The sequence below is a fragment of the Streptomyces sp. AgN23 genome (assembly GCF_001598115.1).
Lineage (GTDB): Bacteria > Actinomycetota > Actinomycetes > Streptomycetales > Streptomycetaceae > Streptomyces > Streptomyces antimycoticus.
The window spans coordinates 7816355-7838739 of the sequence record NZ_CP007153.1 but is presented as its reverse complement, the minus strand read 5'-3'; the positions used below and the strand labels follow the sequence as shown (position 1 = coordinate 7838739).

Annotated in this window: 24 protein-coding genes and 2 pseudogenes; 8 read left to right on the top strand and 18 right to left on the bottom strand. The window is 72.0% G+C overall.

The window, feature by feature from the left end; translation table 11 throughout:
• Nucleotides 1-142: 142 nt before the first annotated feature.
• The 7 genes from AS97_RS34060 to AS97_RS34030 form a co-directional block, all read right to left on the bottom strand.
• Nucleotides 143-910 carry a GntR family transcriptional regulator gene (locus AS97_RS34060; RefSeq protein WP_086709830.1) on the bottom strand — a complete coding sequence of 256 codons (768 nt, stop codon included), beginning with the start codon at nt 908-910 and terminating at the stop codon, nt 143-145.
• 141 nt (nt 911-1051) lie between these two features.
• Nucleotides 1052-1681, bottom strand: coding sequence for a hypothetical protein (locus AS97_RS34055; protein ID WP_125759723.1), 630 nt, complete (start codon nt 1679-1681; stop codon nt 1052-1054).
• Between the two features lie 130 nt (nt 1682-1811).
• On the bottom strand, nt 1812-2501 hold the full coding sequence (locus tag AS97_RS34050; protein ID WP_210566196.1) for a TetR/AcrR family transcriptional regulator: 690 nt from the start codon (nt 2499-2501) through the stop codon (nt 1812-1814).
• A 221-nt stretch (nt 2502-2722) separates the two neighbouring features.
• The gene (locus tag AS97_RS34045; protein ID WP_185930016.1) at nt 2723-3571 is read right to left on the bottom strand and encodes a transporter substrate-binding domain-containing protein; all 849 of its coding nucleotides are present in this window, start codon (nt 3569-3571) and stop codon (nt 2723-2725) included.
• 206 nt (nt 3572-3777) lie between these two features.
• Nucleotides 3778-4431, bottom strand: coding sequence for a bifunctional 4-hydroxy-2-oxoglutarate aldolase/2-dehydro-3-deoxy-phosphogluconate aldolase (gene eda, locus AS97_RS34040; protein WP_059141809.1), 654 nt, complete (start codon nt 4429-4431; stop codon nt 3778-3780).
• 257 nt (nt 4432-4688) lie between these two features.
• Entirely contained in the window at nt 4689-5657 is a 969-nt protein-coding gene (locus AS97_RS34035) for a sugar kinase (RefSeq protein WP_059141808.1), read from the bottom strand.
• A gap of 207 nt (nt 5658-5864) precedes the next feature.
• Nucleotides 5865-6293: a ribonuclease gene (locus AS97_RS34030; RefSeq protein WP_059141807.1), complete on the bottom strand. Its 429-nt coding sequence runs from the start codon at nt 6291-6293 to the stop codon at nt 5865-5867.
• 189 nt (nt 6294-6482) lie between these two features.
• Here AS97_RS34030 and AS97_RS34025 point away from each other — a divergent pair, with 189 nt between their 5' ends.
• Together AS97_RS34025 and AS97_RS34020 are read left to right on the top strand one after the other, a co-directional pair.
• A complete protein-coding gene (locus tag AS97_RS34025) occupies nt 6483-7160 on the top strand; it encodes an XRE family transcriptional regulator (RefSeq protein ID WP_079059098.1) in 678 nt (225 codons plus the stop codon).
• 17 nt (nt 7161-7177) lie between these two features.
• A complete protein-coding gene (locus AS97_RS34020; RefSeq protein ID WP_236670185.1) occupies nt 7178-7360 on the top strand; it encodes a DUF6126 family protein in 183 nt (60 codons plus the stop codon).
• Nucleotides 7361-7382: 22 nt separating this feature from the next.
• Here the strand turns inward: AS97_RS34020 and AS97_RS34015 are convergent, their stop codons facing one another.
• On the bottom strand, nt 7383-8210 hold the full coding sequence (locus AS97_RS34015; protein ID WP_079059097.1) for an AIM24 family protein: 828 nt from the start codon (nt 8208-8210) through the stop codon (nt 7383-7385).
• A 238-nt stretch (nt 8211-8448) separates the two neighbouring features.
• On the opposite strand from AS97_RS34015, the pseudogene AS97_RS34010 reads away from it, so the two are divergent.
• Nucleotides 8449-8676, top strand: a pseudogene (locus AS97_RS34010) (hypothetical protein); the annotation flags it as partial.
• A 113-nt stretch (nt 8677-8789) separates the two neighbouring features.
• Here the strand turns inward: AS97_RS34010 and alc are convergent.
• Together alc and AS97_RS34000 are read right to left on the bottom strand one after the other, a co-directional pair.
• Complete coding sequence (gene alc, locus AS97_RS34005) at nt 8790-9959, bottom strand: allantoicase (RefSeq protein WP_210567334.1); 1170 nt, start codon at nt 9957-9959, stop codon at nt 8790-8792.
• Between the two features lie 141 nt (nt 9960-10100).
• A pseudogene (locus AS97_RS34000) lies at nt 10101-10713 on the bottom strand (amidohydrolase family protein); the annotation flags it as partial.
• Between the two features lie 294 nt (nt 10714-11007).
• On the opposite strand from AS97_RS34000, the gene AS97_RS33995 reads away from it, so the two are divergent.
• Entirely contained in the window at nt 11008-11799 is a 792-nt protein-coding gene (locus AS97_RS33995) for an IclR family transcriptional regulator (RefSeq protein WP_059141804.1), read from the top strand.
• Nucleotides 11800-11868: 69 nt separating this feature from the next.
• Here AS97_RS33995 and AS97_RS33990 read toward each other — a convergent pair whose 3' ends face one another.
• Complete coding sequence (locus tag AS97_RS33990) at nt 11869-12186, bottom strand: DUF5955 family protein (RefSeq protein ID WP_086710415.1); 318 nt, start codon at nt 12184-12186, stop codon at nt 11869-11871.
• 275 nt (nt 12187-12461) lie between these two features.
• Here AS97_RS33990 and AS97_RS33985 point away from each other — a divergent pair, with 275 nt between their 5' ends.
• Together AS97_RS33985 and aceB are read left to right on the top strand one after the other, a co-directional pair.
• The gene (locus AS97_RS33985; protein WP_059141802.1) at nt 12462-13070 is read left to right on the top strand and encodes a nucleotidyltransferase family protein; all 609 of its coding nucleotides are present in this window, start codon (nt 12462-12464) and stop codon (nt 13068-13070) included.
• A gap of 128 nt (nt 13071-13198) precedes the next feature.
• Nucleotides 13199-14818 (top strand): malate synthase A, encoded by a 1620-nt coding sequence (gene aceB / locus AS97_RS33980; RefSeq protein WP_125759913.1) that lies wholly within the window; start codon nt 13199-13201, stop codon nt 14816-14818.
• A 102-nt stretch (nt 14819-14920) separates the two neighbouring features.
• Here the strand turns inward: aceB and AS97_RS33975 are convergent, their stop codons facing one another.
• From AS97_RS33975 to AS97_RS33950, 6 genes are all read right to left on the bottom strand, one after another.
• A complete protein-coding gene (locus AS97_RS33975) occupies nt 14921-16291 on the bottom strand; it encodes an 8-oxoguanine deaminase (RefSeq protein WP_059141800.1) in 1371 nt (456 codons plus the stop codon).
• Nucleotides 16292-16347: 56 nt separating this feature from the next.
• The gene (gene pucL, locus AS97_RS33970) at nt 16348-17229 is read right to left on the bottom strand and encodes a factor-independent urate hydroxylase (protein ID WP_086711116.1); all 882 of its coding nucleotides are present in this window, start codon (nt 17227-17229) and stop codon (nt 16348-16350) included.
• 5 nt (nt 17230-17234) lie between these two features.
• Nucleotides 17235-17573: a hydroxyisourate hydrolase gene (gene uraH, locus AS97_RS33965; protein ID WP_210566195.1), complete on the bottom strand. Its 339-nt coding sequence runs from the start codon at nt 17571-17573 to the stop codon at nt 17235-17237.
• Entirely contained in the window at nt 17573-18103 is a 531-nt protein-coding gene (uraD, locus tag AS97_RS33960; RefSeq protein WP_210566194.1) for a 2-oxo-4-hydroxy-4-carboxy-5-ureidoimidazoline decarboxylase, read from the bottom strand. Before uraD ends, uraH begins: the two co-directional genes overlap by 1 nt.
• A gap of 73 nt (nt 18104-18176) precedes the next feature.
• The gene (locus tag AS97_RS33955; protein ID WP_059141796.1) at nt 18177-18548 is read right to left on the bottom strand and encodes a helix-turn-helix domain-containing protein; all 372 of its coding nucleotides are present in this window, start codon (nt 18546-18548) and stop codon (nt 18177-18179) included.
• Nucleotides 18545-18796: a hypothetical protein gene (locus tag AS97_RS33950; protein WP_059141795.1), complete on the bottom strand. Its 252-nt coding sequence runs from the start codon at nt 18794-18796 to the stop codon at nt 18545-18547. The genes AS97_RS33955 and AS97_RS33950 overlap by 4 nt, the downstream gene beginning before the upstream one ends.
• Nucleotides 18797-18932: 136 nt before the next feature.
• Here AS97_RS33950 and AS97_RS33945 point away from each other — a divergent pair, with 136 nt between their 5' ends.
• Both AS97_RS33945 and AS97_RS33940 read left to right on the top strand, forming a co-directional pair.
• Nucleotides 18933-19637 carry a hypothetical protein gene (locus AS97_RS33945; protein WP_059141794.1) on the top strand — a complete coding sequence of 235 codons (705 nt, stop codon included), beginning with the start codon at nt 18933-18935 and terminating at the stop codon, nt 19635-19637.
• A gap of 102 nt (nt 19638-19739) precedes the next feature.
• The gene (locus AS97_RS33940) at nt 19740-20501 is read left to right on the top strand and encodes a neutral zinc metallopeptidase (protein WP_125759911.1); all 762 of its coding nucleotides are present in this window, start codon (nt 19740-19742) and stop codon (nt 20499-20501) included.
• 92 nt (nt 20502-20593) lie between these two features.
• On the opposite strand, the gene AS97_RS33935 is transcribed toward AS97_RS33940, so the two are convergent.
• A complete protein-coding gene (locus AS97_RS33935) occupies nt 20594-22318 on the bottom strand; it encodes an AMP-binding protein (RefSeq protein ID WP_059141792.1) in 1725 nt (574 codons plus the stop codon).
• Nucleotides 22319-22385: the final 67 nt, after the last annotated feature.

Below are 22385 nucleotides of genomic sequence, written 5' to 3'. Positions count from 1 at the left end.
GGCGCCGCGTACGGTGAAACCCGTGGCGGGCCCGGTGCCCGTCCGGCTGGAGGACTTGTAGCGGGGGACGCGGGACACGTCAAGGACAGCGGCGGGGTACGGCCGGGGGCGACGGCGGCCGGGTACGGCGGGAGCGAAGGGCTCAGGGGCGTACGAGGAGCTGGAATTCGAAGGCGTACCGCGAGGCCCGGTAGGTGTGCGAACCGAACTCCACGGCCCGGCCGGTGTCGTCGTAGGTCGTGCGCTCCATGGTCAGCAGCGGCGCGCCCGCCGGCTCCCCCAGCCGCTCCCCCTCCTCGGCGGTGGCCGCGCGGGCGCCGACCGCCTGGCGGGCGCTGTGCAGGCTGATCCCGGCCGCGCGCATCAGCCGGTAGAGCCCGGTGTCCTCCAGCTCGGCGCTGTCCAGCTCGAGCAGGCCCACGGGGAGGTGGTTGCGCAGATGGGCCATGGGCTCGCCGTGCGCCAGCCGCAGCCGCTCGATCAGCACCACCTCGGCGCCCTCGGAGATGCCGAGCGCGGCGGCGACCTCGGCGGTCGCGAGCTCGGTCGTGTTCCGCAGCACCTGGGTGGCGGGGCGCTGACCGGCCGCCTCCAGGTCGTCGTAGAGGCTGCTCAGCTCCAGCGGGCGCTTGACCTGGCTGTGCACCACCTGTGTGCCCACGCCCCGGCGGCGCACCAGCAGCCCCTTGTCGACCAGGGACGAAATGGCCTGCCGGACGGTGGGGCGGGACAGTCCGAGCCGCCCGGCCAGCTCGATCTCATTGCCCAGCAGGCTCCCGGGGGCCAGCCGCCCCTGCTCGATCGCCGCCTCGAGCTGCTGGGACAGCTGGAAATACAGCGGGACCGGACTGCTGCGATCGACGCTGAGCTGGAGCGCCCCAGCCCCGCCCGAAGAGTCTTCTTCCTCCATAGCCACGGGGCGAGGGTATCCGGATGAGCACATGACGGGAAGTCGTGAAGTTCTATTGTCCGGACAAACGCCGCACAGTCGACCCGCCGGGGCCGACAACGCTGTCAGTCGGCGCGCCGCGCCGAGGGGCCGTCCTGCCTCCTACGGGGCCTGCTCGCGCAGCCGGGCGGCGGACCGGGCCAGCCGTACGGCGCCGACCACCGGCAGGGCGAGCGCTATCAGGAGGGAGCCCACGAACGCGGGGGCGCTGATCCCGTCGAACGCCAGCGAGAGGGCGGCCGCCAGCACCGGCACCGTCACCAGGGGCGACAGCACGAACAGCGTGGCCTGCCGCTTCTCGCGCCGCACCCACGGCGCGGACCGCCACAGCCGGACGAGCGCGCCGAAAGCGGCGACCAGCCCCAGCGGTATGCCCACACCCGGGATCAGGCACAGCGGCACCGGCAGTACGGCCAGGCCGAGCGTCAGCCAGGTGCCGCCGGGGTTCTCCGGCTCGGGCGGAATACTGCCGGACTCCTCGGCCAGCGCGTCCGCCGCGATCTCCTCCGGGGTTCCGATCCAGTCGAGCACCCGCCGTACCCGCTCCTCGCTGATCGCCGCGCTGCCGTCCGCGGCGGGATTCTCGGTGCGGTCGTCCGCCAGCGCCGCCGCGATCTCCTCGCGCAGATCCTCGAGCAGTTCCTCCCGCCACGCGGCGGGAAGCGCCGCGGTCCGCCGCTCGACCGAGGCCAGAAAGGTCCGCACGAGGGGGTGGCTGAGGGGGCTGCTCATATCGTCTCTCCGGATGCGAGGAAACGTTCACCGGCCCGGGGCATTACAACCGGCATCCGTCAGCGTGCAGCACCCGCGCGAGGGCCGCGCCCGAATTCGCGCAAATGCGCATCCCGCTGCGGGCGACAGGCTAGTAGGCGGCCCTGTCGCCCCCGCTGTGGGTCATGGCCCGGTCCAGTTCGGCACCGGTGAGCCCGGCGGGGAGCGGGGCGGTGTCGGAGCGGGCGCGCAGCCCGTCCAGGACGAGCGCGGCGATGCGGCGGGCGGCGCGGTCCCAGGCGTCGGACGGGAGTTGGGCACGGGCGAGCGTCGCCACGGTGACGACGAGGTCGGCGGCGGTGGCGTCGGGGCGGATCGAGCCGTCGTCGATGCCCCGCTGCAGGACCGCGGCCAGCGACCGGGAGATCCGCGGGCCGAGGGGGCCGGCACCGTTTCGCGGATGCGGGCCGAGGGGGTCGGCCCCGTTCCACGGACGCGGGCCGGGGGCGCTGAGCAACGGCAGGGCGAGACGGCGGCGTTCGGCGAGCAGCCGGTCCAGGAAACCGGCCAGCGCGTCCAGCGGCGGCGCCGCGCTGGCCTCGGCCTCCTGGGCGAGGTCGGCCACGAGCTGGTGGGCGCGGTGGACGACGGCCGCGTACAACTCGTCGCGGTCGGCGAAGTTCCGGTACAGCGTGGCGATGCCGACCCCGGCCTCGCGCGCCACCACGTCCAACGGTACGGCGGGTCCATCGCGGAGCAGGACCCGCTCGGCCGCGTCGAGGAGGGCGGCGCGGTTGGCGACGGCGTCCGAGCGGCGGCGCACGGGCTGGGCGGGACTCATGGGGCCATCTTCCCGCTCCGGGCACCGCGGGAGGGCGACGGACGCGAGAGTCCTACGGCGATGCCCAGGATTTCAGCCGCCGTCCGTCCGCCGCCGGGTCACCGCCCCAACCGCCCCTCGCGGCTCCATCGCTTCACCGCTTCACCGCTTCACCGCTTCACCGCTTCACCGCTTCACCGCTTCACCGCTTCACCGCTTCACCGCTTCACCGCTTCATCGCTTCATCGCTTCATCCATTCATCCTCGTACTTCTTGTACGTGCCGTCGTGCGTGGCCAGATGGACCCACTGGTCGACGTACTCCTTGAACTGCGCATCGCCGCGCGGCAGGGCGTACGCCTTCTCGGAGAAGGAGAACGGCTCGTCGGGGTGGACCGCGCACAGCTCCGGGTGGATCGCGGACTGGTAGCGGGTCTCGCTGGCGTCCGTCATCATCACATCGGCACGGCCCGCGATGATCTCGTCGAAGATCGTGGTGTTGTCCGGATGGACGGTGAGAGTGGCCCGTTTGACATGGGTCCGGGCGAACTCCTCATTGGTGCCACCCGGGTTGACCACCACCCGCACGCCCGGTTGGTCGATGTCCTCCAGCGTGCGGTACCTGTCCTTGTCCTCGCAGCGCACGATCGGCGTCTTGCCGTCGGTGAGATACGGCTCGCTGAAGGACGCCTTACGGGCGCGGGCCAGGGTCACCGACACCCCGCCCATGCCCACGTCGCAACGTCCGGCGGCAAGGTCGTCCACCAGCTTGGCCCAGGTGGTGGGCACGAACGCCGGTTTGGCGTCCAGGCTCTTGGCGAGGTCCCCGGCCATCTTGATGTCGATGCCGGTGTAGGCGCCGGACTCGGGGTCGCGATGGCTGAAAGGCCGGTAGTCGCCCGTGGTGCACACCCGCAGCACCCCGCGCTCGGGCACCCGGTCGAGCAGGGTGCCGCGCTGCGGCCGGGCGCGGTCGGCGGCGGACGTCCGCGGCGACTCGGGCTTGGACGTGGAGCCGACGGCCAGCGCCGAACCGGCGGCGGTTGCGGCGAGCACGGCGGCGAGGGCGGACAGCGTGACGGTACGTCTCACGGCACCTCCTGGGCGCGAGCGGGCGGCCGGATCGAGCCGCATGATCACAGCGCGCTCAGAGTGACAGAACTCCCGGCCCACGGGAAGTCGTTGACCGCCCGCTGGGATCCGCGGACGTACGGCCCACACGCACCGCCAGGCGTACGGCCTTCGCGCAGCCGTCAGTGCAGCCCGGGGCCCGCCGTCCGTACCGCCCGCGCACCCCCTCAGTACAGCTCGGGCGCCGAGTCCAGCGGTGGTGCCACATCCGCGAGGCGGGCCAGCAGCTCGGCGGCGCGCTTGCCCACGGTGTCCCGGTCGCCCTCGGAGAGCGCCGAGCCCATCCCGCAGGCGACGGCCCCGGCCGCGATCCAGTCCGGGGCCTCGGCCAGCGTCACCCCGCCGGTGGGGACCACGGCGGCCTGCGGCAGCGCGGCCCGTACGTCGCTGACCCAGCGGGGCCCGTAGGCGGAGGCGGGGAAGAGCTTCAGGGCGTCCGCGCCCAGCTCCATCGCGTGCACCGCCTCGGTGGGCGTGGCCACGCCGGGGAAGACCGGCAGACCGTAGCGGTGGCCGGTGCGGATGACCTCGGGGTCCAGGCTCGGCGAGACGAGGAAGCGGGCACCCGCGTCCACCGCCATCCGGGCCGAGGCGGCGTCGAGCACCGTGCCCGCGCCGATCACCGCGTCATCGCCGACCTCCCGGATCAGTGTGGTGACCGCCTCCAGGGCGAAGGGCGTGGTCAGCGAGATCTCCAGGCTGGTGATACCGGCGGAGAGCAGGCTGTCCGCCGTGGCATGGGCGTGGTCGTAGCTGTCACTACGGACGATGGCGAGAACGCGCTGCGCGAGCGCGGCCCGGGTGATCTCCCAGCGGTACACGGCGGTCGCCGCCTTCCTCTCCCAAGTGCTGCTGGCGATGCCGCCCCGGATTGCCTCCGGGATATGCGGCGGTTTCGGTGTGCGGTGGACGATATACGGTGCTGTGATGCGCTTGTTTGATCGATAGTCAACTTGTCGGTATGACCGGCGCTGTCCGCGCTGCCTGTGCTGCCTCTGTCGTCTGCGTCGATTGTCTTGTGCGCGGATGTCCGTGCTGTCCGCGCGCTGCGGGTGGGCCGTGGATGTGGCCGGTCGGCTCAGCGGTACACCGCGTCCCCGCCCTTGGAGAACTCGGCGAGCGCCCGGTCCCGCGCGGCGGCGGTGGGCAGCCCGTCCGTATCGGTGGCGGCCTGGACGACGAGGGCGGCCACACATGCCGCCTCGGCGAGTGCCTGGTGCTCGTGCAGCCCGCGCAGGCGGGCCGACAGATAGCCGGCCGCGAAGCCGTCACCGGCCCCGATGGGGTCGACGACCGGCACCGCATGGGGTGCCTGGCCCCAGCCGCCGTCGGCGGTGAGGACGGTCGAGGAGTGGTCGGCGCGCTTGATCACGACCTCGTCGGCCGCACCGCGCAGCAGCTCCCGCGCGGCCTCGTCGGCGGGTTGGGCCGTCAGCAGCTCCAACTCGTCCTCGCCCGCGAGGACGATGTCGGCCTCGCGCAGCAACGGGCCCGCCGTCTGGGCCCACTGCGCAGCGCCGCCCAGCTTGTGCCGTACGTTCGGATCGAAGGAGACCTTGGCCCCGGCCGCACGGGCCAGCTCCACCAGGCGCCGGCTCGCGGCCGCCGCGGTCGGCGAGAGCATCGGCGTGATCCCGGACAGATGCAGCAGCCGGGTGCCGTCGAGTGCCTCGGGGCGTATCTGCTCGGGCGTCAGCCGGGAGGCGGCCGATCCCATGCGGTAGTACTGCACATCGATGGCGCGGTGCGCATGGCTGTCCCGCATCAGCAGCCCGGTGGGGGCGTGGTCGTCCACGATCGCGTGGGCGACGTCCACACAGTCGGCGCGCAGCTCGCGCAGCACCGCCTCCCCCGCGGGGTCGGCGCCGACCCGGCCGAGCCATCGCACCCCGTGACCGAGCCGGGCGAGGCCCACGGCCACATTGGACTCGGCCCCCGCCACCGACCGGCGGAAATGCACGGCCCGGTCCAGCGGAACCCCGGGCTCGGCGAGCAGCAGGAGCATCGCCTCGCCGCACGTGACCACTTCCGGACCGTTCGCCACCATGCCTCCCCGCACGTCCACTGCTAACCGAGACGGTATCGGGAAGCAACGACAATGACCCGCGCGGGGTTCCCGGGGCGGTGACAGTCGTCCGGGGCGGCGGCGGGGCGGAGGGCGGGTCCGGGACGGGCGCGGACAGCGCTGCGGCCGCTGCCCTGATGAGGGGCAGCGGCCGCGCTGCGGGGGGTGGCGGTCTTCGGCGGGGCCGCGTCAGCAGCCTCGGTCGACCAGGTCGAACGAGGCGTAGTGGTCCGAGGTGTAGTAGTCCTCGTCCGTCTGCTTACCGGTGACGATGCGCCGGGCGCCACGGTCGTCGGAGCCCGGGGTGATCACGGTGTACTCGTGGTAGTAGCCGGAGGACTGGGACGGAAGGACGCCTTCACGGTTCTGGAAGACGGTGCCGTCCTGCGGGAACGGGTAGGGGCCACCCTGCTCGATCAGGTCCAGGGTGTCATGGGCCTGGGACGGCAGATCCGAGTAGCAGATGTCGCCGACGGCCGCGATGACCCGCGACGACACAACGGTCTGCGATGCCGCCGGGGCGACGGCGGTGGCCGCGGTGGCCGTACCGCCGATGATCAGCGTCGAAACGAGGGCGCCGAGGGCACCGATGCGAGCGATCCGTGGGGGGATTGTCATAGACCTAGCATGACGCGCGTAGATGCTGTCGTGTCAATGCCAAGTGACCGCCGTTCGCCGGGAGTTCACAAGAACTGCGCGAAGCGCCAGAGGGGGTAACGAAAACGTAACCCCGCGCCCGCATCACCCACTCCTTGCCTCTCAGGCAAAACTTTTGCCTGAGAGGTCAGGTCTGGCTATACCGGAGACATGCACCCGCTCCCCCACGGGCCCGACGAGGGGCCCACGGACGGACCGGCCGACGGTCACCCCGGCGGACCGGCCGCCGAGCTGCCCACCGTCGCTCCCCGCCTGCGTGACCTGCGGCGGCGCAGTGGTCTGACGCTGGAGGCCGCCGCCCATCGCGTCGGGCTCTCACCCGCGCATCTGTCGCGGCTGGAGACGGGCCGCCGGCAGCCCTCGCTCCCGATGCTGCTGACCCTGGCCCGTACCTACGGAACCACGGTATCCGACCTGCTGGGCGAGGAGACCTCGGAACGGGACCCGGTCGTGCGGGCCGACCGCATGGAGGCGCAGGAGGCGGGCGGCTGGACCTACTGGCAGGCCGGTGGCTCCGGCCGGGCCATGCAGGCGCTCCGGCTGCATGTGCCGGAGCGCTCCGGCGCCCAGGAGGGCCTGGTGCGGGTCCACCCCGGCGAGGAATGGCTCTACGTCCTGAGGGGCCGGCTGCGGCTGACCCTCGGCGAGACCGTGCACGCCCTCTCCCCGGGCGACGCGGCCCATTTCGACTCGCTCACCCCGCACCGCATCGCCGCCGCCTCGCCCGGCGGCGTGGATCTGCTCTTCGTCCACACGCTGCTGCAGAGCGGCGCGGCCGAGCTGTGCCTCGGTGACGCCGCTCGCCGAGGAAGGCCCGGAATGCCATGAAGGAGGACGGGAACGACATGACCGCGCCCCAGATGAGCCCGAGCGACAACCGGACGGACTCGACGCCGCGCGCCCGGACCGGCCCGAACGAGGAGGACCGGGCGCCGATGAGCTTCACGGTCCGGGTCTTCATCTACCTCGTGGGCGTCCACTTCATCGCCGCTTTCCTCTTCTTCCTCTTCTACGTCGCGGGCGGATAAGCGGCGCGGGGCCCCGGGCTCGTCACCCCGCGTGGGTGGAGAACATCCCGCCCGTCGGCCCCTGCTTGTCGCCGCCCTGCGCCTTCTTCAGGGCGTTCGCCAGGCCCTCGATGGTGAGCGACTGGAGGATCACCCGCCCATTGCCCTCCAGCGTGGCCAGCGAGAGGCCCTCACCGCCGAAGACCGCGTTCATCAGCCCCTGGCGGTTGAGCCCGCCGATGCGCTCCACGCCGTAGCGGATGCCTTCCTCGAAGGCCACGATGCAGCCCGTGTCGACCTCGATCCGGCCGCCGAAATCGGCCGGATTCAGGTCGATGAAGTTGCCCGCACCACAGATGATCACGGTGCCGTGCCCGGTGAACTTCTCCAGGATGAATCCCTCCCCGCCGCTGCGGCCGGTCTTCCCGCCCTGGAAGGCGATGCCGAATTCCACGGTGGACTCGGCCGCCACGAAGGCGTCCTTCTCCGCGAACCACGCCCGCGCCCCGTCCAGCTCCAGCGCCCGCATCTCACCGGGCAGCACGCCGGCGAAGCCGACGGTGCCCTCGCCGCCGGTGGCGGTGAAGTACTGGAACGCCAGCGACTCCCCGGCCAGCGCCCGCTGCCCCACCTGCATGGCGGTGCCCATGGCCTGGCGCAGCATCCCGCCCATCCCACCGCCGGCGCTCCCGCCACTGCCCCCGGCGGCCTGGCCGCCGCCCCCGCCGGGCCCGGACAGCCGGGTCTCCATCGTCACGTTCGCCGTCTTGAACAGGAACTTCCCGGCCTCGCAGTAGACGGTCTGCCCCGGCTGCAGGGTGCAGACCGCCATCTGCATGGCGTTGCCGACGATCTCTTGCCGCAGGGTCACAGCCGATCTCCTCGAAGGTCGTATGCAGGCACGTCGGTTCGTGTCGGTCGTCTCGGTCGCATCGCTCGCGTCCGTCGCGTCCGTCCCGTCCGCCGCGCCCGGTGATGCCAGATGGTGTCAGGTGATGCCGTAATCGGACATCCGGGTCAACGTCCGACCCGGATGTCCGGGTTCCGGGAGCTTGGCACAATGCCGGTCGTGGTCCGGCCCCGGGGGCGATGCTGAAGCGAGCATGGCAATGAACACCAGCACTGCGACGACGGCCCGCACCATGTGGGCCCTCTTCGAGCCGATCCACGCGGTGGCGTACTTCGCACCGGAGGCCGAGGCGGCGTACGAGGAGGTGGGGCTGCGCGGCTTCTGGCGCGGCTACTTCGCGGGCCGCGCGGCGCCCCTCGGACCGGTCGGGCCGGAGCCCGTCGTGGCGGCCTTCTTCACCTTCGCGCCCGCCATGGTCGCCCGCGCCCGCAAGCCGGGGCGACGCGCTCGCGGCCTCCGCGGACGGTCCTGAGGCGCTGCGTGCGTCGCTCGCCGGGCAGTTGGACCGGCTCACCGCACAGGCCGGGCGGGTCCAGCGGCTCAGCGAGCGGATCGGGGAGGGAGCCAGCCGCTCAGCTCCGCATGGCGTGCGGCGAGCCGTTGCGCGCCGTGCTCGGTCAGGGTCCCGTGCAGCCGCAGCCGGGCGACGCCGCCGTCCGGGTAGATGTCGATGCGGACGTGGGTCACCGGCGGGGCGCCATCGAGGACGAAGCGGTGGACCGTATCGGGCTGGAGGCGGGTGCGGGGCAGGAGTTCGGTCCAGGCCGGGGAGGTGTGGTCGGCCGGGTCCGCGCCGGAGGTGGCGTCGAGGCCGTACAGCGCCGCCCACCCCGGTGCGTTGCCCTTGTAGCAGCCGGTGTCGATCTCCACGGCGCGCGGCGCCGCCTGGGCGGTGAGGCGGTAGCGGACCCAGTCGTGGCCCGTGTCGCGGCGGCGGCGGGTCTCCCAGCCCTCGTCCATCCTGTGGGAGCGGCCGGGCTGGATGGAGTTGGCGGGCGGGGAGTAGAAGCGGTCGGAGGCGTCCTCGGCCGCGCCGCCGTGCTCCAGCGCCACCACGTCGAAGGTGCCGAGGACGGCGAGCCACGCCGGATCGGGGGCGACCTCGCCGTGGACGCGGAAGCGGGCCACGCCCCCGTCGGGGTGCTGCTTGAGGCGGAGGTGGGTGAAGCGGCGGCGGATGGAGACGGGGAAGCCGTTGGCCGCGTGGCCGCCGATCCGCGTACGGGGGACGAGTTCCGTCCACACGACGTCGTCGGCGAGAAGCTCCTCGGGGGACGGGGTGCCTTCCACCGCCGTCGCCTCGACGCTCACCGCCTGCGGATAGTTGCCGCGGAAGTGGGCGGTGTCGACGACGATGCCGTGGACGGCCCCGGGCGCGCCGAGGCGGATCAGAGCCCAGTCGTGGTCGTCCTCGGCCGGATGTGGGGCGTCGGCGCGGGCCCCGCGCCGCCGCCGGGTCTCCCAGCCGTCCATGACCTTGCCCTTGTGGCCGAAGGCCCCGGGGTCGAAGTGCGGGGCCTCGGGCCTCAGCAGATTCTCGCGCTCGGCGAAGAACTCGTCGTTGGCCGCGATCACGCTTCCGCCGAGCCGCCGGTCGGCCAGGTCCACGAGGTGAGTGAAGGGGAGGTCGGCGGTCCGGTAGTCGGCGTACGGATCGCCACCGCCGTACGGGGCGGCGTCGCCGGTGAAGCGGGGGATCGGCGCGGTCATGTGCGGGGCTGCCTTTCCAGGAGTCGGCCGGTCGGTTCGTTCGCCGCGCCACGCTCGGCGATCACGCCATGGTCGGCGATCTTCCGGCCGCGCAGCCAGGTGGACCGTACGACGCCGTACAGCGTCCTGCCCGCGTAGGCGGTAGCGCGGGCCGGTGGGCGGCGGAGCGCCGTCGATGAGGTGGGGGTCCTCGGCGTGGACGATGAGCAGTCCGCCGAAGCCCGCGATCTCCCGGAGGGCGGTTTCGAGCTGGTCGGGGGCGAGCTGGGGGAACTCGTCCACGCCGGAGGGGAGCAGAAACGCCTTGAAGCCCAGGACGCCCGCGTGGTGCAGCGGCCCCAGGTCCGGGGCGTTCCCGGGCACGGCGCCGCCCCAGAACCCGATGCCGACATGGGCCGACCGCCGGGCGACGGCCCGTTTGACCTCCAGGGCCTGGACGCTGGTGGTCGGCGGGATGCTGTTGAGCGGCATGTCGATGAGGGTGGTGACGCCGCCGGCCGCGGCGGCGCGGGTGGCGGAGCCGAACCCCTCCCAGGCGGTGCGGCCGGGGCCGTTGACATGGACGTGGGTGTCGACGAGGCCGGGGAACAGGACGTCATCGCCCAGGTCCTCGACCCTCGCGCCGTCCGGGTCCGGGGCGTCGCAACGGCCCGACGGCCATGATGCGGCCGCCGGCGACGGATACGGCGGCCGCGCGCAGGCCGTCCGGCGTGACCACCCTGGCCGAGCGCAGCACCAGCTCCACATCGGGCACCGACACCCTCCTCGCCTCCGCCGTCGCCGATTCCGCGACACGGAATCAACTTTTTGTTGAATGATCCACTCGGCGCACGGCCCGGTCAAGACCCTCCGACCGGTGCTCCACACCCGCCTCGCCGATCCTCCAACCCCGCCCGGCCGGTCCGGCACACCCGCTGTGACCGGCGCGGACAGTAAGCGCAAGCCCGCTGTGGGCGTCGCCGGGGACCGGTAGGCTGCCCGTGGCCGGTCGGCAGCGGATTGTCACCGCGTGCGGGCCGGTGCCAACCGCTGTGAAAGGAACACCGACGTGCCGTCCGCCGAGTCCAAGACCGCCGCCACCACCGCCGGATCCGGTGGCGTCCAGTCCCTGGAGCGCGCCTTCGATCTGCTGGAGCGGATGGCCGACGCCGGGGGCGAGGTCGGGCTGAGCGAGCTCTCCACCAGCAGCGGGCTGCCGCTGCCCACCATTCACCGGCTGATGCGCACGCTGGTGGCCTGCGGCTATGTCCGTCAGCAGCCCAACCGCCGCTATGCCCTCGGGCCCCGGCTGATCCGGCTCGGCGAGAGCTCGTCCCGGCTGCTGGGCACCTGGGCGCGGCCGTATCTGGCGCGGCTGGTGGAGGAGACCGGCGAGACCGCGAACATGGCGCTGCTGGACGGCGATGAGGTGGTGTACGTGGCGCAGGTGCCCTCGCGCCACTCGATGCGGATGTTCACCGAGGTCGGGCGGCGGGTGCTGCCCCACACCACGGGTGTCGGCAAGGCGCTGCTGGCGAGCACGCCTCCCGAGGAGGTGCGCGCGCTGCTGGCCCGTACCGGCATGCCCGCGGTGACCGAGAAGACGATCACCTCGCCGGACGAGTTCCTCGACGCGCTGCGGCAGGTCCACGAGCAGGGCTATGCGGTGGACGACAACGAGCAGGAGATGGGCGTGCGCTGCCTCGCGGTCCCGGTGCCCGACTCCCCCGCACCGGCGGCCATTTCCATCTCGGGCCCGGCGGGCCGGGTGACGGACGAGGCCACGGAGCGGATGGTGCCGGTCCTCAAGGAGGTCGCGGCGGAGCTGTCCGGGGCACTGGACAGCACGGGTTCCGCCTGACGGCGGGGCGCCACCGGCGGCGGGCGCGGCACTGAGTCGCCCGGCTCGGTCTCTCCCTCGTCGCCCGGCTCAGTCTCTCCCTCTGCCCGTCTGCGGCACGTTGTTGAACTGGTCGATCGCCGCGCGCACGCCCGTCAGGGCGGAGCCCAGTGCGCTGACCGAGCCGAGCGCGCCCGCGATGAGCAGCAGCGAGCGACTCAGACGGTGCAGCTCCGGAGCGCCGGTGCGGGCCATGGCATCGAGCGCGGCCAGCTCGTCGTCCGCGATGGCCCGGTCCGGTAATTCCGCCGGGTGGGCGGCCAGATCACGTCTGAGCCGGGCCACGGCACGGCGCAGCTCGGCCGCCCTCGGATCGTCATCGGTGCCCGCCACTCGCCTGGCTTCCACGACTGCGGCGCCCTCCACTGACAAGGCACCGGGTTCGCCCCAGAGCCTCGCGCCCTCGTTGGCCAACACTGCCCTTCTCCCCCTCGCGCCCTCTCGCACGAGCCTGCCCCCTTCCCGTATGGCCGCCCCAACCCTCCACCCCACGTGGATTCGGACACAAGGGGCCGCGGATCAGTTAACGCCACTCAGTGCACGACGCGCTATACGGAGAGCGAAAATCAGACCGGCTGGGATGAAGCCCCCGCACGGCCCCCCAGATGCGGTAAGCAGGGCCCATGGATCGCACAACGGATCTCTCCGCGCAGGTCGCCGGGATCGTGCTGGCGGCCGGGGGCGGCCGGCGGCTGGGCGGGCGCCCCAAAGCCCTTTTGACGCATCGGGGACGGCCGCTGGTGGAGCACGCCGCGCGGGCGCTGCGCGAGGGCGGCTGCGCGCCCGTGCACATCGTGCTGGGCGCCGCGGCCGAGACCGTACGGGCACGGGCCCGGCTGCCCGGGTACGTCCTGGTCGACAACCCCGACTGGGAGCAGGGCATGGGCTCCTCGCTGCGCGCCGGGCTCGGTTCGCTGGCCGGTACGGGGGCGCGGGCGGCGCTGATCGCGCTGGTGGACCAGCCGGGGATCGGCGCCGAGGCGGTGGCGCGGGTGGTGGCCGCGTATCGCTCGCCGTCGACCCTGGCGGCCGCCGCGTACGGCGGGGAGCGGGGGCATCCGGTGCTGTTCGGCGCGGACCGGTGGGCGGATATCACGGCGAGTGCGGAGGGCGACCGGGGGGCACGCGCCTATCTGCGGGCGCATCGGTCCGCGATCACTCTCGTCGACTGCTCGGATGTCGCCCGTACGGACGACATCGACACCCCCGAGGACTTGACGCTGCTGGAATGAGACGTCGAGGGGGGCAACGGGCGCGGCGTTCAACAGAAGATTGAACTTCCACCATGAGAAACTTATTATCCACGAAACAGAAGCATCGCGAGCGTCCAGCTGAGACTCGTCTAAGGGAGTGACAGCCCATGTCCGCACCAGCGCCGTCCCCGCTGGCCATCGTCGACGCCGAACCGCTGGAGCGTCAGGGGGAGGTGCTGACCGACGCGGCGCTGGCCTTCCTGGCCGAGCTCCATCACCGCTTCACCCCGCGCCGGGACGAGCTGCTCGCGCGCCGCGCGGAGCGCCGCGCCGAGATCGCCCGCACCTCCACCCTGGACTTCCTCCCGGAGACCGCCCATATCCGCGACGACCCCGACTGGCGCGTCGCCCCCGCCCCGCCCGCCCTCGAGGACCGCCGGGTGGAGATCACCGGGCCCACCGACCGCAAGATGACCATCAACGCCCTCAACTCGGGCGCCAAGGTCTGGCTCGCCGACTTCGAGGACGCCTCCGCCCCCACCTGGGCGAATGTGATCGGCGGCCAGCTCAATCTGATCGACGCCTATGAGCGCCGGATCGACTTCACCTCCCCCGAGGGCAAGAGCTACGCACTGCGGCCCGACGATGTGCTGGCCACCGTCGTCACCCGGCCGCGCGGCTGGCATCTCGACGAGCGCCATCTGCGGGCCGCCGACGGCCGCCCCGTCCCCGGCGCCCTCGTCGACTTCGGGCTGTACTTCTTCCACAACGCCCGCCGGCTGCTCGCCCAGGGCAAGGGGCCGTACTTCTACCTCCCCAAGACCGAGTCGCATCTCGAGGCCCGCCTCTGGAACGACGTCTTCGTCTTCGCACAGGACCATCTCTCGCTTCCGCAAGGGACCATCCGCGCCACCGTTCTGATCGAGACCATCACGGCGGCGTACGAGATGGACGAGATCCTCTACGAGCTCCGCGACCATGCCTCCGGGCTCAACGCGGGCCGCTGGGACTATCTCTTCTCCATCGTCAAGAACTTCCGCGACGGCGGCCCCGGTTTCGTCCTCCCCGACCGCAACGCGGTCACGATGACCGCCCCGTTCATGCGCGCCTACACCGAACTGCTCGTCCGCACCTGCCACAAGCGCGGCGCGCATGCGATCGGCGGCATGGCGGCCTTCATCCCCTCGCGCCGCGACCCCGAGGTCAACGCGGTCGCGTTCGACAAGGTCAAGGCCGACAAGGACCGTGAGGCGAACGACGGCTTCGACGGCTCCTGGGTCGCCCATCCGGATCTGGTCCCGGTCGCCCGGGCCTCCTTCGACGCGGTCCTCGGCGACCGGCCGCACCAGAAGGACCGGCTGCGCGAGGACGTCCGGGTCACCGCGGCCGAGCTGATCGACGTCGCGTCGCTCGACGCCAAGCCCACGCATCAGGGCCTGCGCAACGCCGTTCAGGTCGGCACCCGCTACATCGAGGCGTGGCTGCGCGGCCTCGGCGCCGTCGCGATCTTCAACCTGATGGAGGACGCGGCCACCGCCGAGATCTCCCGCTCCCAGATCTGGCAGTGGGTCAACGCGGGGGTGGTCTTCGAGAACGGCGAGAAGGCCACCGCCGATCTTGTCCGTAAGGTCGCCGCCGAGGAACTGGCGGCGATCCGCGAGGAGGTCGGCGAGGACGCCTTCGCCGCGGGCAAGTGGAGCCAGGCGCACGATCTGCTGCTGAGGGTGGCGCTGGACGCGGACTACACGGAGTTCCTGACGCTGCCCGCGTACGAACTGCTGGGCTGAGCGGGTCCGTTCGGCCAAAAGGCCCCGGACCGTACGGATACGGTACGGATACGATCCGGGGCCCCTCGCCATGGCGACCCATCCGATGAATCGGCGCAGCCTTCAGCCGTCCGCCGCGAGACGGGCCAGGCGTCGCGCCTCGGTGCGCGCCTCCCGCGCGATCTCGTCCTCGTCCACGGTGAGCAGCCGGCCCGACTCCACCACCGGAGCGCCGTTCACCAGCGACAGGGTCACCGGGGCCGGAGCGCCCAGGACGAGGGCCGCGACCGGGTCGGCGATCGACGAATGGCCGAGGCCGTCCAGCTTCCACAGCACCAGGTCGGCCAGTTTGCCCGGCTCCAGCGAGCCGATCTCGTCCTGGCGGCCGAGCACCCGCGCACCGCCGTAGGTGCCAAGACGCAGCGCCTGACGGACGTTCAGCGCCTTCTCGCGGTGGCCGCCGAGCCGGTTGACCAGCAGCGCGTTGCGCAGTTCGGTGTGCAGCTCACCGGACTCGTTGGAGGCGGTGCCGTCCACGCCCAGGCCCACCGGTACACCCGCGGCGAGCAGATCGGGAACGCGGGCGATCCCGGCGGCGAGCCGGGCGTTGGACGAGGGGCAGTGGGCCACCCCGGTGCCGGTCCGGCCGAACGCCTGGATGTCGGTGTCGCTCATGTGGACGCAGTGGGCCATCCACACGTCCTCGCCCAGCCAGCCGGTGGACTCGAAGTAGTCGGTCGGCCCCATCCCGAACCGCTCCTGGCAGAACTTCTCCTCCTCCACCGTCTCCGAGCCGTGGGTGTGCAGCCGTACGCCCTTGCGGCGGGCCAGCACCGCGGACTCGCGGAGCAGTTCGGTGGAGACGGAGAACGGCGAGCAGGGCGCGACCGCGATCCGCAGCATCGCGTCGAACCCCGGGTCGTGGTGGGTGTCGATCGCTTCCTCGGTGGCGGCCAGCGCGTCCTCGGTGGACTCCACGGCGAAGTCCGGCGGCAGCCCGCCGTCGGAGGTGCCGAGGTCCATGGAGCCGCGGGCGGCGGTGAACCGCACGCCCAGCTCGCGCGCCGCGCGGATCTCGGCGCCCAGCAGATCGCCGCTGCCGCGCGGAAAGACGTAGTGGTGGTCCATGGCGGTGGTGACGCCGCCGCGCACCATCATCGCGAGCGAGCCGCGGGCCGCCGCGTGGACCATCGGCTCGTCGATCCGCGCCCAGATGGGGTAGAGCGCGACCAGCCAGTCGAAGAGGTTGCTGTCCTGGGCCAGGCCGCGGGTGAGCCACTGGTAGAAGTGGTGATGGGTGTTGACCAGGCCCGGGGTGACCAGATGCCCCGTGCCGTCGATCCGGCGGACGACGTCCTCCAGGCCCTGCGGCGCGCGCCCCTCGCCCACCGACTCGATGCGGTGGCCGGAGACGACGACATGGCCGGACGCGTACGCGGTGTCCTGGGCGTCCACGGTGGCGACGGCGCAGTTCTCGATGACGATGCGGTGCACGGAGCGTGGCCCTTCCGTCAGCTGAGTCAAGGGGGATCCGGTCGGTGGGGAGCCGTTCAGTCGGCGGGGATCCGGGGTTCGGCGCCGTCCCGCAGCACGGTGGCCTCGATGAGCCCGTACGGCCGGTCGGCGGCGAAGTAGACCTCGTTGTCGTTGGTGAGCCCGAAGGGTTCCAGATCGACCAGGAAGTGGTGCTTGTTGGGCAGCGAGAGACGTATCTCGTCCACCTCCGGGCGGCGCTCGATCACCCGCGCGCCCATCTCGTAGAGCGTCTGCTGGAGCGAGAGGGAGTAGGTCTCGGCGAACGCGCTCAGCAGCTGGCCGCGTGCCTCCTCGTGGCCGTGGTCCCAGTCCGGCATCGGCCGGGTGTCATCGCTCCAGCCGTAGCGCCAGCGGGCGTGCACATCGGTGGCCAGGACGCGGTCGCGGGTCTCCGGCAGCGTGGTGTAGCGGTCCTTGACATAGCCCCAGAACTCGGAGTCCGTGGTGTTCAGGACGGTGAGGCCGGTGAGCCCGGAGACCACCTCCCAGCGCTCGCCGTCGTAGGCGATCTGGGCGGTGCGGACCTCCTGGCCGCGGCGGACGAAGGAGTGCTGAGCGCGCCCGGCCGTCTGGATCCGCTCCCAGGCGTACTCCTCGATACGGATACGGGCGCGGTGGATGGGCTCCTGGCTGGTGACGAAGTGGCGGGCCAGCCGGATGCCGAACTCCTCGGCCGTATCGATGCCGTGCTCCTTGGCGAAGGCGTACACGGTGTTCTTGGTGGCGTCGGTCGTCAGGACGTTGGCGTTGCTGCCGGAGAGGTGGACCGCGTCCATCTCTCCGGACAGCGCCACCGAGACATTGAGGTCCTTGAGGTGGTGCACGGCACCGTCGCGCACCACCCGCACGACGCGGGTTTCGGCTTTGCCGTAACTGTTCGGGCCGAGCGTGGGCATGGGTGCTAGCTCCCTCGGTAGACGGAGTAGCCGAACGGGGTGAGCAGCAGCGGTACGTGGTAGTGCTCGCCCGGCTCGACGGCGAAGGCGACCGCGACCTCCGGGAAGAAGGCATGGGTCAGATACGGCCCGGTCTCGAAGCGCAGCCGTGCGTGGGTGGTGCCCTCGGGGAGGTCGGGCAGATCCTTGCAGCGCCCGTCGGCGTCGGTCAGGGAGTCGGCGTACGCCGTCCACTGCGCTCCGGGCCCGGAGCGGACGGACAGCTCGACGACCACGCCCACGGCGGGGCGGCCGATGCTGGTGTCCAGGATGTGGGTGGACACGGAGGTGGCGCCGCTCGCCATCACCGCTCTCCTTCCGCCGGGGCCCGCGGGGCCTGGAGGGTTTCCGTCAGCCGGGTCAGCCGGATGCGGTTGATCTTTCCCAGTTCGGTGCGGACGATCTCGCGCTCGGTGTCGGCGTCATGGTGGATCCGCTCGCGCAGCGCCGCCAGCATCTCCTCGCCGGTGCGGCCGGTGGCGCAGATCAGGAAGACATGGCCGTGGCGCTCCTGGTACGCGAGGTTCAGCTCCAGCAGCTCGGCGCGCTCCTCGTCCCGTACGCCGCTCTGCTCGCGGGCCGAGGCGGCGTCGCCCGGTGCCGGCCGCCCGATGGGCGGATGTGCGGCCATCGCCTCGGCGAGGTCGGCGGCGGTCAGCCCGGCCATGGCCGCGTCGGCGGCGTCGAGCAGCTCCCCGACCGTGGCGTACGGCCGCCCGCCGGCGACCGCCGCGCCCCAGGCCCGGCTGGCGCACACCTCGTGCAGCAGCCCGGCGGCGTCGCGGTCGTCCACCGCGTTGAACCGGGCCAGCCCCGGTGGAGCACTGGAAGTCACTCTCGCAAGCTAGGAGGCGCCCTCGCCGGGCGTCAACACTTTGTTGAAAAATGCGCGGAACGACGGGGCGCGGTCAGTCCCCGCTCTTCTCACGGTTGAGGTAGTTGTAGACGGTGAAGCGGCTCACGCCGAGGGCTCCGGCGACCGTTTCGACGCCGTGGCGCACCGAGAAGGCGCCGCGCTGTTCGAGGTGGCGGACGACGGCCTGCTTGGTCTTGCGGTCGAGGGCCGAGAGCGGCACGCCGTGGCGGCGCCGCAGGTCGGCGAGGATATGGTCGAGCGAGTCCGAGATATGCGGCAGCCTTACGGCGACCACCGGGCGGCCCTCCCAGGAGAGCACCACATCGTCGCCCCGGGCCCGGTCCGGGGCGATCATCTCGCCGCCCATGGCGTCCACGAGCGGCCGCACCGCGGCGGCGAAGGGGTGGTCGGCCGGTACGCTCACGCCTCGCCCTCCCCGACCACATTGACCTGGAGCGAAATCCGGGTGGCACCGGCTTCGAGGGAGGTGCGCAGCAGCCGGTCGACGGCCGCCAGCACCGCTTCCGCCCCGCCTTCCGCGGTGTTGCCGAAGGGGCCGACGTCGACGGCGTCCAGCGGGGCGGCCTGGACGGTCTCGCGGGCCGCGACGGCGTGCGGCGGCACCTCGTCGAGGTCGAACGGTTCGGTGGTGAACTCAACCCTCAATCTCACGCCGCAAACCTACTGCGTCAGCCGTAACACGGCGCCCCCACCGCGGGGGACAGAACGCCGAAGTCCCTCGCCGCGGCCGCCCGCTTCGGGGACCATGGACGCATACCGCATCCGCCCCCGTCCACGGAGCGCCCCGATGACAGACAACGTGCCGGTGCGTTGTCCCGCGTGCCGTCGCGAGCAGTCGTTCACGCCGCCCACCTTCCCCTGTTCGTGCGGCGCGCCGGTCACCCTGCCCGTCCTCCGCGACGGCGCCCCGGAGGAGGTGGGCCACCGCACCTGGGAGAACCTCTGGGTGGCGGTGAACTGCCCGTCCTGCGGCCATCGGGGCCACTGGCCGCAGCCGGAACTGGGCTGCGACTGCGGCGCGGTAGTCCGCGTCCCCGTCGCCGCCGCGCCGCCCCCGGCCGGCCCGGGCGCGGTCTCCGGGCACGGCGGCCCGGTCGTGCGGCGCCCGGCCTTCCGGCCGGTGACGATCCGTACGGCGCGGGACGCGGTCACCGCCGCCTCGCTGTATCTGAAGTGGCTCGGCTTCCACAGCCTGCGGCCCTCGGAGGACCGGGCCGCGTCCGGAGTGGACCTCTACGGGACGGGCGTCGTCGCCCAGGTCGATCCGACCACCCGCCCCACCGGGCTGCGGGACATCGAATGCCTGTGGCTGAACGGGCTCCAGAAGTCGGCCATGAGCGTCTTCTTCTCGCTCGCGGGCTATGCGCGGGAGGCGCGGGCGCGCGCCGACGCGCTCCATCTGCCGCTGTTCATCATGGACCTCACCGGCACCCCCCAGCCCGTCAACGACCCGGCGGACGTGCTGATCCGGATGGGGCCGCCGAACGGCTGACCCCGGTCGGCTCTTGCGCTCATGACCGGGGAACGCTTCCGTTGAGGCACGCCCTCCACCGTTCACCCGTCCCATCCGCTCGACCGGCCGGAGGCCGAAACGATGGCTGTTCCGTGGTACCCGAGGTCATGGGCTCCGCTCGCCGCCGCCCTGACCCTGCTTCTGGTGACCGGCTGCGCGGGCGGCGATGTGCCGGCGCCCAGGGTGGTGCGCTCCTCGGCCGCACCGGCTCCCCCGCCCGATGCCACACCGGGCACGCCCACCCCGCTCACCAGCCCTGATGGCACCGACGGCGGGACGGGTGTGGAGCAGGACATCGACGCGGCGGTCTCCGTCACCACGACCTACTGGCAGACCCACTGGCCCGAATTGTTCACCGGCGGCTACAACCCGCCCAGAATCCTGGGCACCTACGACGGCGGCACCCCCGGTACGCCGGTATGCGGAAGTGAGCCGCTCCCCGACGACAACGCGGTCTACTGCCCCGACGGCGACTACATAGCGTGGGACATGGACCTGATGCGCTGGGGCCATGCGCGGGGCGACGCCTGGGTCTATCTGGTGATCGCCCATGAGTGGGGCCACGCCGTCCAGAACCGTCTGGACGCGGGCCTGGTCGACCTCGCCCGTGAGCTGCAGGCCGACTGCCTGGCCGGGGCGGTCCTCTTCGGCGCCGCCCAGGACGGGACGCTGACCTTCGAGGAGGGTGATACCGAGGAGCTGGCGGACGCCCTGACCGCACTCGCCGACAGGACCCCGTGGACCGACATCTCCGACCACGGCGACGCCTCCCAACGGGTCGGCTACTTCAGCCGCGGCGCGCGATCCGGGGTGAAGTCGTGCCTGCCTGACGTCGTCCAGTGACGGACGGAGTGGGGCCCCGCGGTGGCGGGGGTGTGGGCCCCTGCTGTGGCGGGGGTGTGGGCCCCTGCTGGAGTAGAGGGGCCCGCAACTCATCAGCTGGGCGCCGTCTGCGGCTCGGCCCGCTCGACCAGCGCTTCGGATCTGGCCGGACCGTCCTCGGACCGGGTCTCGGGCAACAGCTCCCGCGCGGCCGCCTCCCGCAGCTCGACCTTGCGGACCTTGCCGCTGACCGTCATCGGGAAGGCGTCCATGAGACGCAGATAGCGGGGGACCTTGTAGTGGGCGAGGCGGCCCCGGCAGAAGCGGGCGAGCTCATCGCGGGTGAGGGTCTTGGCGCCCTCGCGCAGGATGACGCAGGCCAGGACCTCCTCGCCGTACTTCTCGTCCGGTACGCCGACGACCTGCACATCCGCGACCTTGGGGTGGGTGTGCAGAAATTCCTCGACCTCCCGCGGATAGACGTTCTCGCCACCGCGGACGATCATGTCCTTGATCCGCCCGACGATCTGGACGTATCCCTCGCCGTCCATCACCGCGAGGTCGCCGGTGTGCATCCAGCGCGCCGAGTCGATCGCCTCGGCGGTCCGCTCGGGCTCCTGCCAGTAGCCGAGCATCACCGAATAGCCGCGGGTGCACAGCTCGCCGCGGGTGCCGCGGGGCACGGTCGCCCCGGTCACCGGGTCGACGATCTTGACCTCGACATGCGGCAGCACCCGGCCGACCGTCGAGGTGCGGCGGACGAGGTCGTCATCGGGCCGGGTCTGGACCGAGACCGGTGAGGTCTCGGTCATGCCGTAGCAGATGGACACCTCCGCCATGTGCATCTCGTCGACCACCCGCCGCATCACCTCCACCGGGCAGGGCGATCCGGCCATGATCCCGGTGCGCAGCGAGCTGAGGTCGAAGGTGGCGAAGTCGGACAGGGCCAGCTCGGCGATGAACATGGTGGGGACGCCGTACAGCGAGGTGCAGCGCTCCCGTTCGACGGCGGCCAGGGTGGCGACGGGGTCGAAGGTGGCGGCGGGGATGACCACGCAGGCGCCGTGGCTGGTGGCCGCGAGGTTGCCCATCACCATGCCGAAGCAGTGGTAGAAGGGCACCGGCACACAGATCCGGTCCTCGGCGGTGTAGCGGACCGTCTCCCCCACGAAGAAGCCGTTGTTGAGGACGTTGTGGTGGGAGAGAGTGGCGCCCTTGGGAAAGCCCGTGGTGCCGGAGGTGTACTGGATGTTGACCGCGTCGTCGCAGCTGATCCGGGCCTCGCGCTCGGCGAGCCGCTCGGGGGGCACATCGGCCCCGGCGCGCACCAGCCCGTCCCAGGTCCGGTCGCCGATGTAGATGACATCGCGCAGCGGGGAGCAGGCCGATCGCACCTGCTCGACCATCCGCCGGTAGTCGCTGGTCTTGTGCTCGATGGAGGAGACCAGGACGGAGATTCCGGCCTGCTGGAGTACGTACCGCAACTCGTGGACGCGGTACGCGGGGTTGATATTGACCATGATGGCGCCGATGCGGGCGGTGGCGTACTGCAACAGCACCCATTCGGGGCAGTTGATGGCCCAGATGCCGACGCGGTCGCCCTTGGCGACCCCCTTGGCCATCAGCCCGAGCGCGACCTCCTCGACCGACCTGCCGAACTCGGCGTAGGTCCAGCGGCGGCCGGAGGGGACGTCGACGAGCGCCTCGCGGTCGCCGTACAGCTCGACGGCCCGGGCCAGATTGGCGCCGATGGTGTCGCCGAGCAGCGGGAGGTCCCCGACTCCGCTGGTGTAGGAGAGCCCCGCTGGGCTTGGTGGGTCAGACGTGAGGTCGGTCATGGGAGCTCCTTGGGTTCACGTTCACGTACGCCTTCACGTTCGTGCGGGTGGGTCATCATATGAGCGT

Coding starts and splice junctions, on each gene's coding strand:
- AS97_RS34060 (WP_086709830.1), bottom strand. CDS start 910: ATGGAGGAAGAAGACTCTTCGGGCGGGGCTGGGGCGCTCCAGCTCAGC.
- AS97_RS34055 (WP_125759723.1), bottom strand. CDS start 1,681: ATGAGCAGCCCCCTCAGCCACCCCCTCGTGCGGACCTTTCTGGCCTCG.
- AS97_RS34050 (WP_210566196.1), bottom strand. CDS start 2,501: ATGAGTCCCGCCCAGCCCGTGCGCCGCCGCTCGGACGCCGTCGCCAAC.
- AS97_RS34035 (WP_059141808.1), bottom strand. CDS start 5,657: ATGGTGGCGAACGGTCCGGAAGTGGTCACGTGCGGCGAGGCGATGCTC.
- AS97_RS34030 (WP_059141807.1), bottom strand. CDS start 6,293: ATGACAATCCCCCCACGGATCGCTCGCATCGGTGCCCTCGGCGCCCTC.
- AS97_RS34025 (WP_079059098.1), top strand. CDS start 6,483: ATGCACCCGCTCCCCCACGGGCCCGACGAGGGGCCCACGGACGGACCG.
- AS97_RS34020 (WP_236670185.1), top strand. CDS start 7,178: ATGACCGCGCCCCAGATGAGCCCGAGCGACAACCGGACGGACTCGACG.
- alc (WP_210567334.1), bottom strand. CDS start 9,959: ATGACCGCGCCGATCCCCCGCTTCACCGGCGACGCCGCCCCGTACGGC.
- AS97_RS33985 (WP_059141802.1), top strand. CDS start 12,462: ATGGATCGCACAACGGATCTCTCCGCGCAGGTCGCCGGGATCGTGCTG.
- aceB (WP_125759913.1), top strand. CDS start 13,199: ATGTCCGCACCAGCGCCGTCCCCGCTGGCCATCGTCGACGCCGAACCG.
- pucL (WP_086711116.1), bottom strand. CDS start 17,229: ATGCCCACGCTCGGCCCGAACAGTTACGGCAAAGCCGAAACCCGCGTC.
- uraH (WP_210566195.1), bottom strand. CDS start 17,573: ATGGCGAGCGGCGCCACCTCCGTGTCCACCCACATCCTGGACACCAGC.
- AS97_RS33945 (WP_059141794.1), top strand. CDS start 18,933: ATGACAGACAACGTGCCGGTGCGTTGTCCCGCGTGCCGTCGCGAGCAG.
- AS97_RS33940 (WP_125759911.1), top strand. CDS start 19,740: ATGGCTGTTCCGTGGTACCCGAGGTCATGGGCTCCGCTCGCCGCCGCC.
- AS97_RS33935 (WP_059141792.1), bottom strand. CDS start 22,318: ATGACCGACCTCACGTCTGACCCACCAAGCCCAGCGGGGCTCTCCTAC.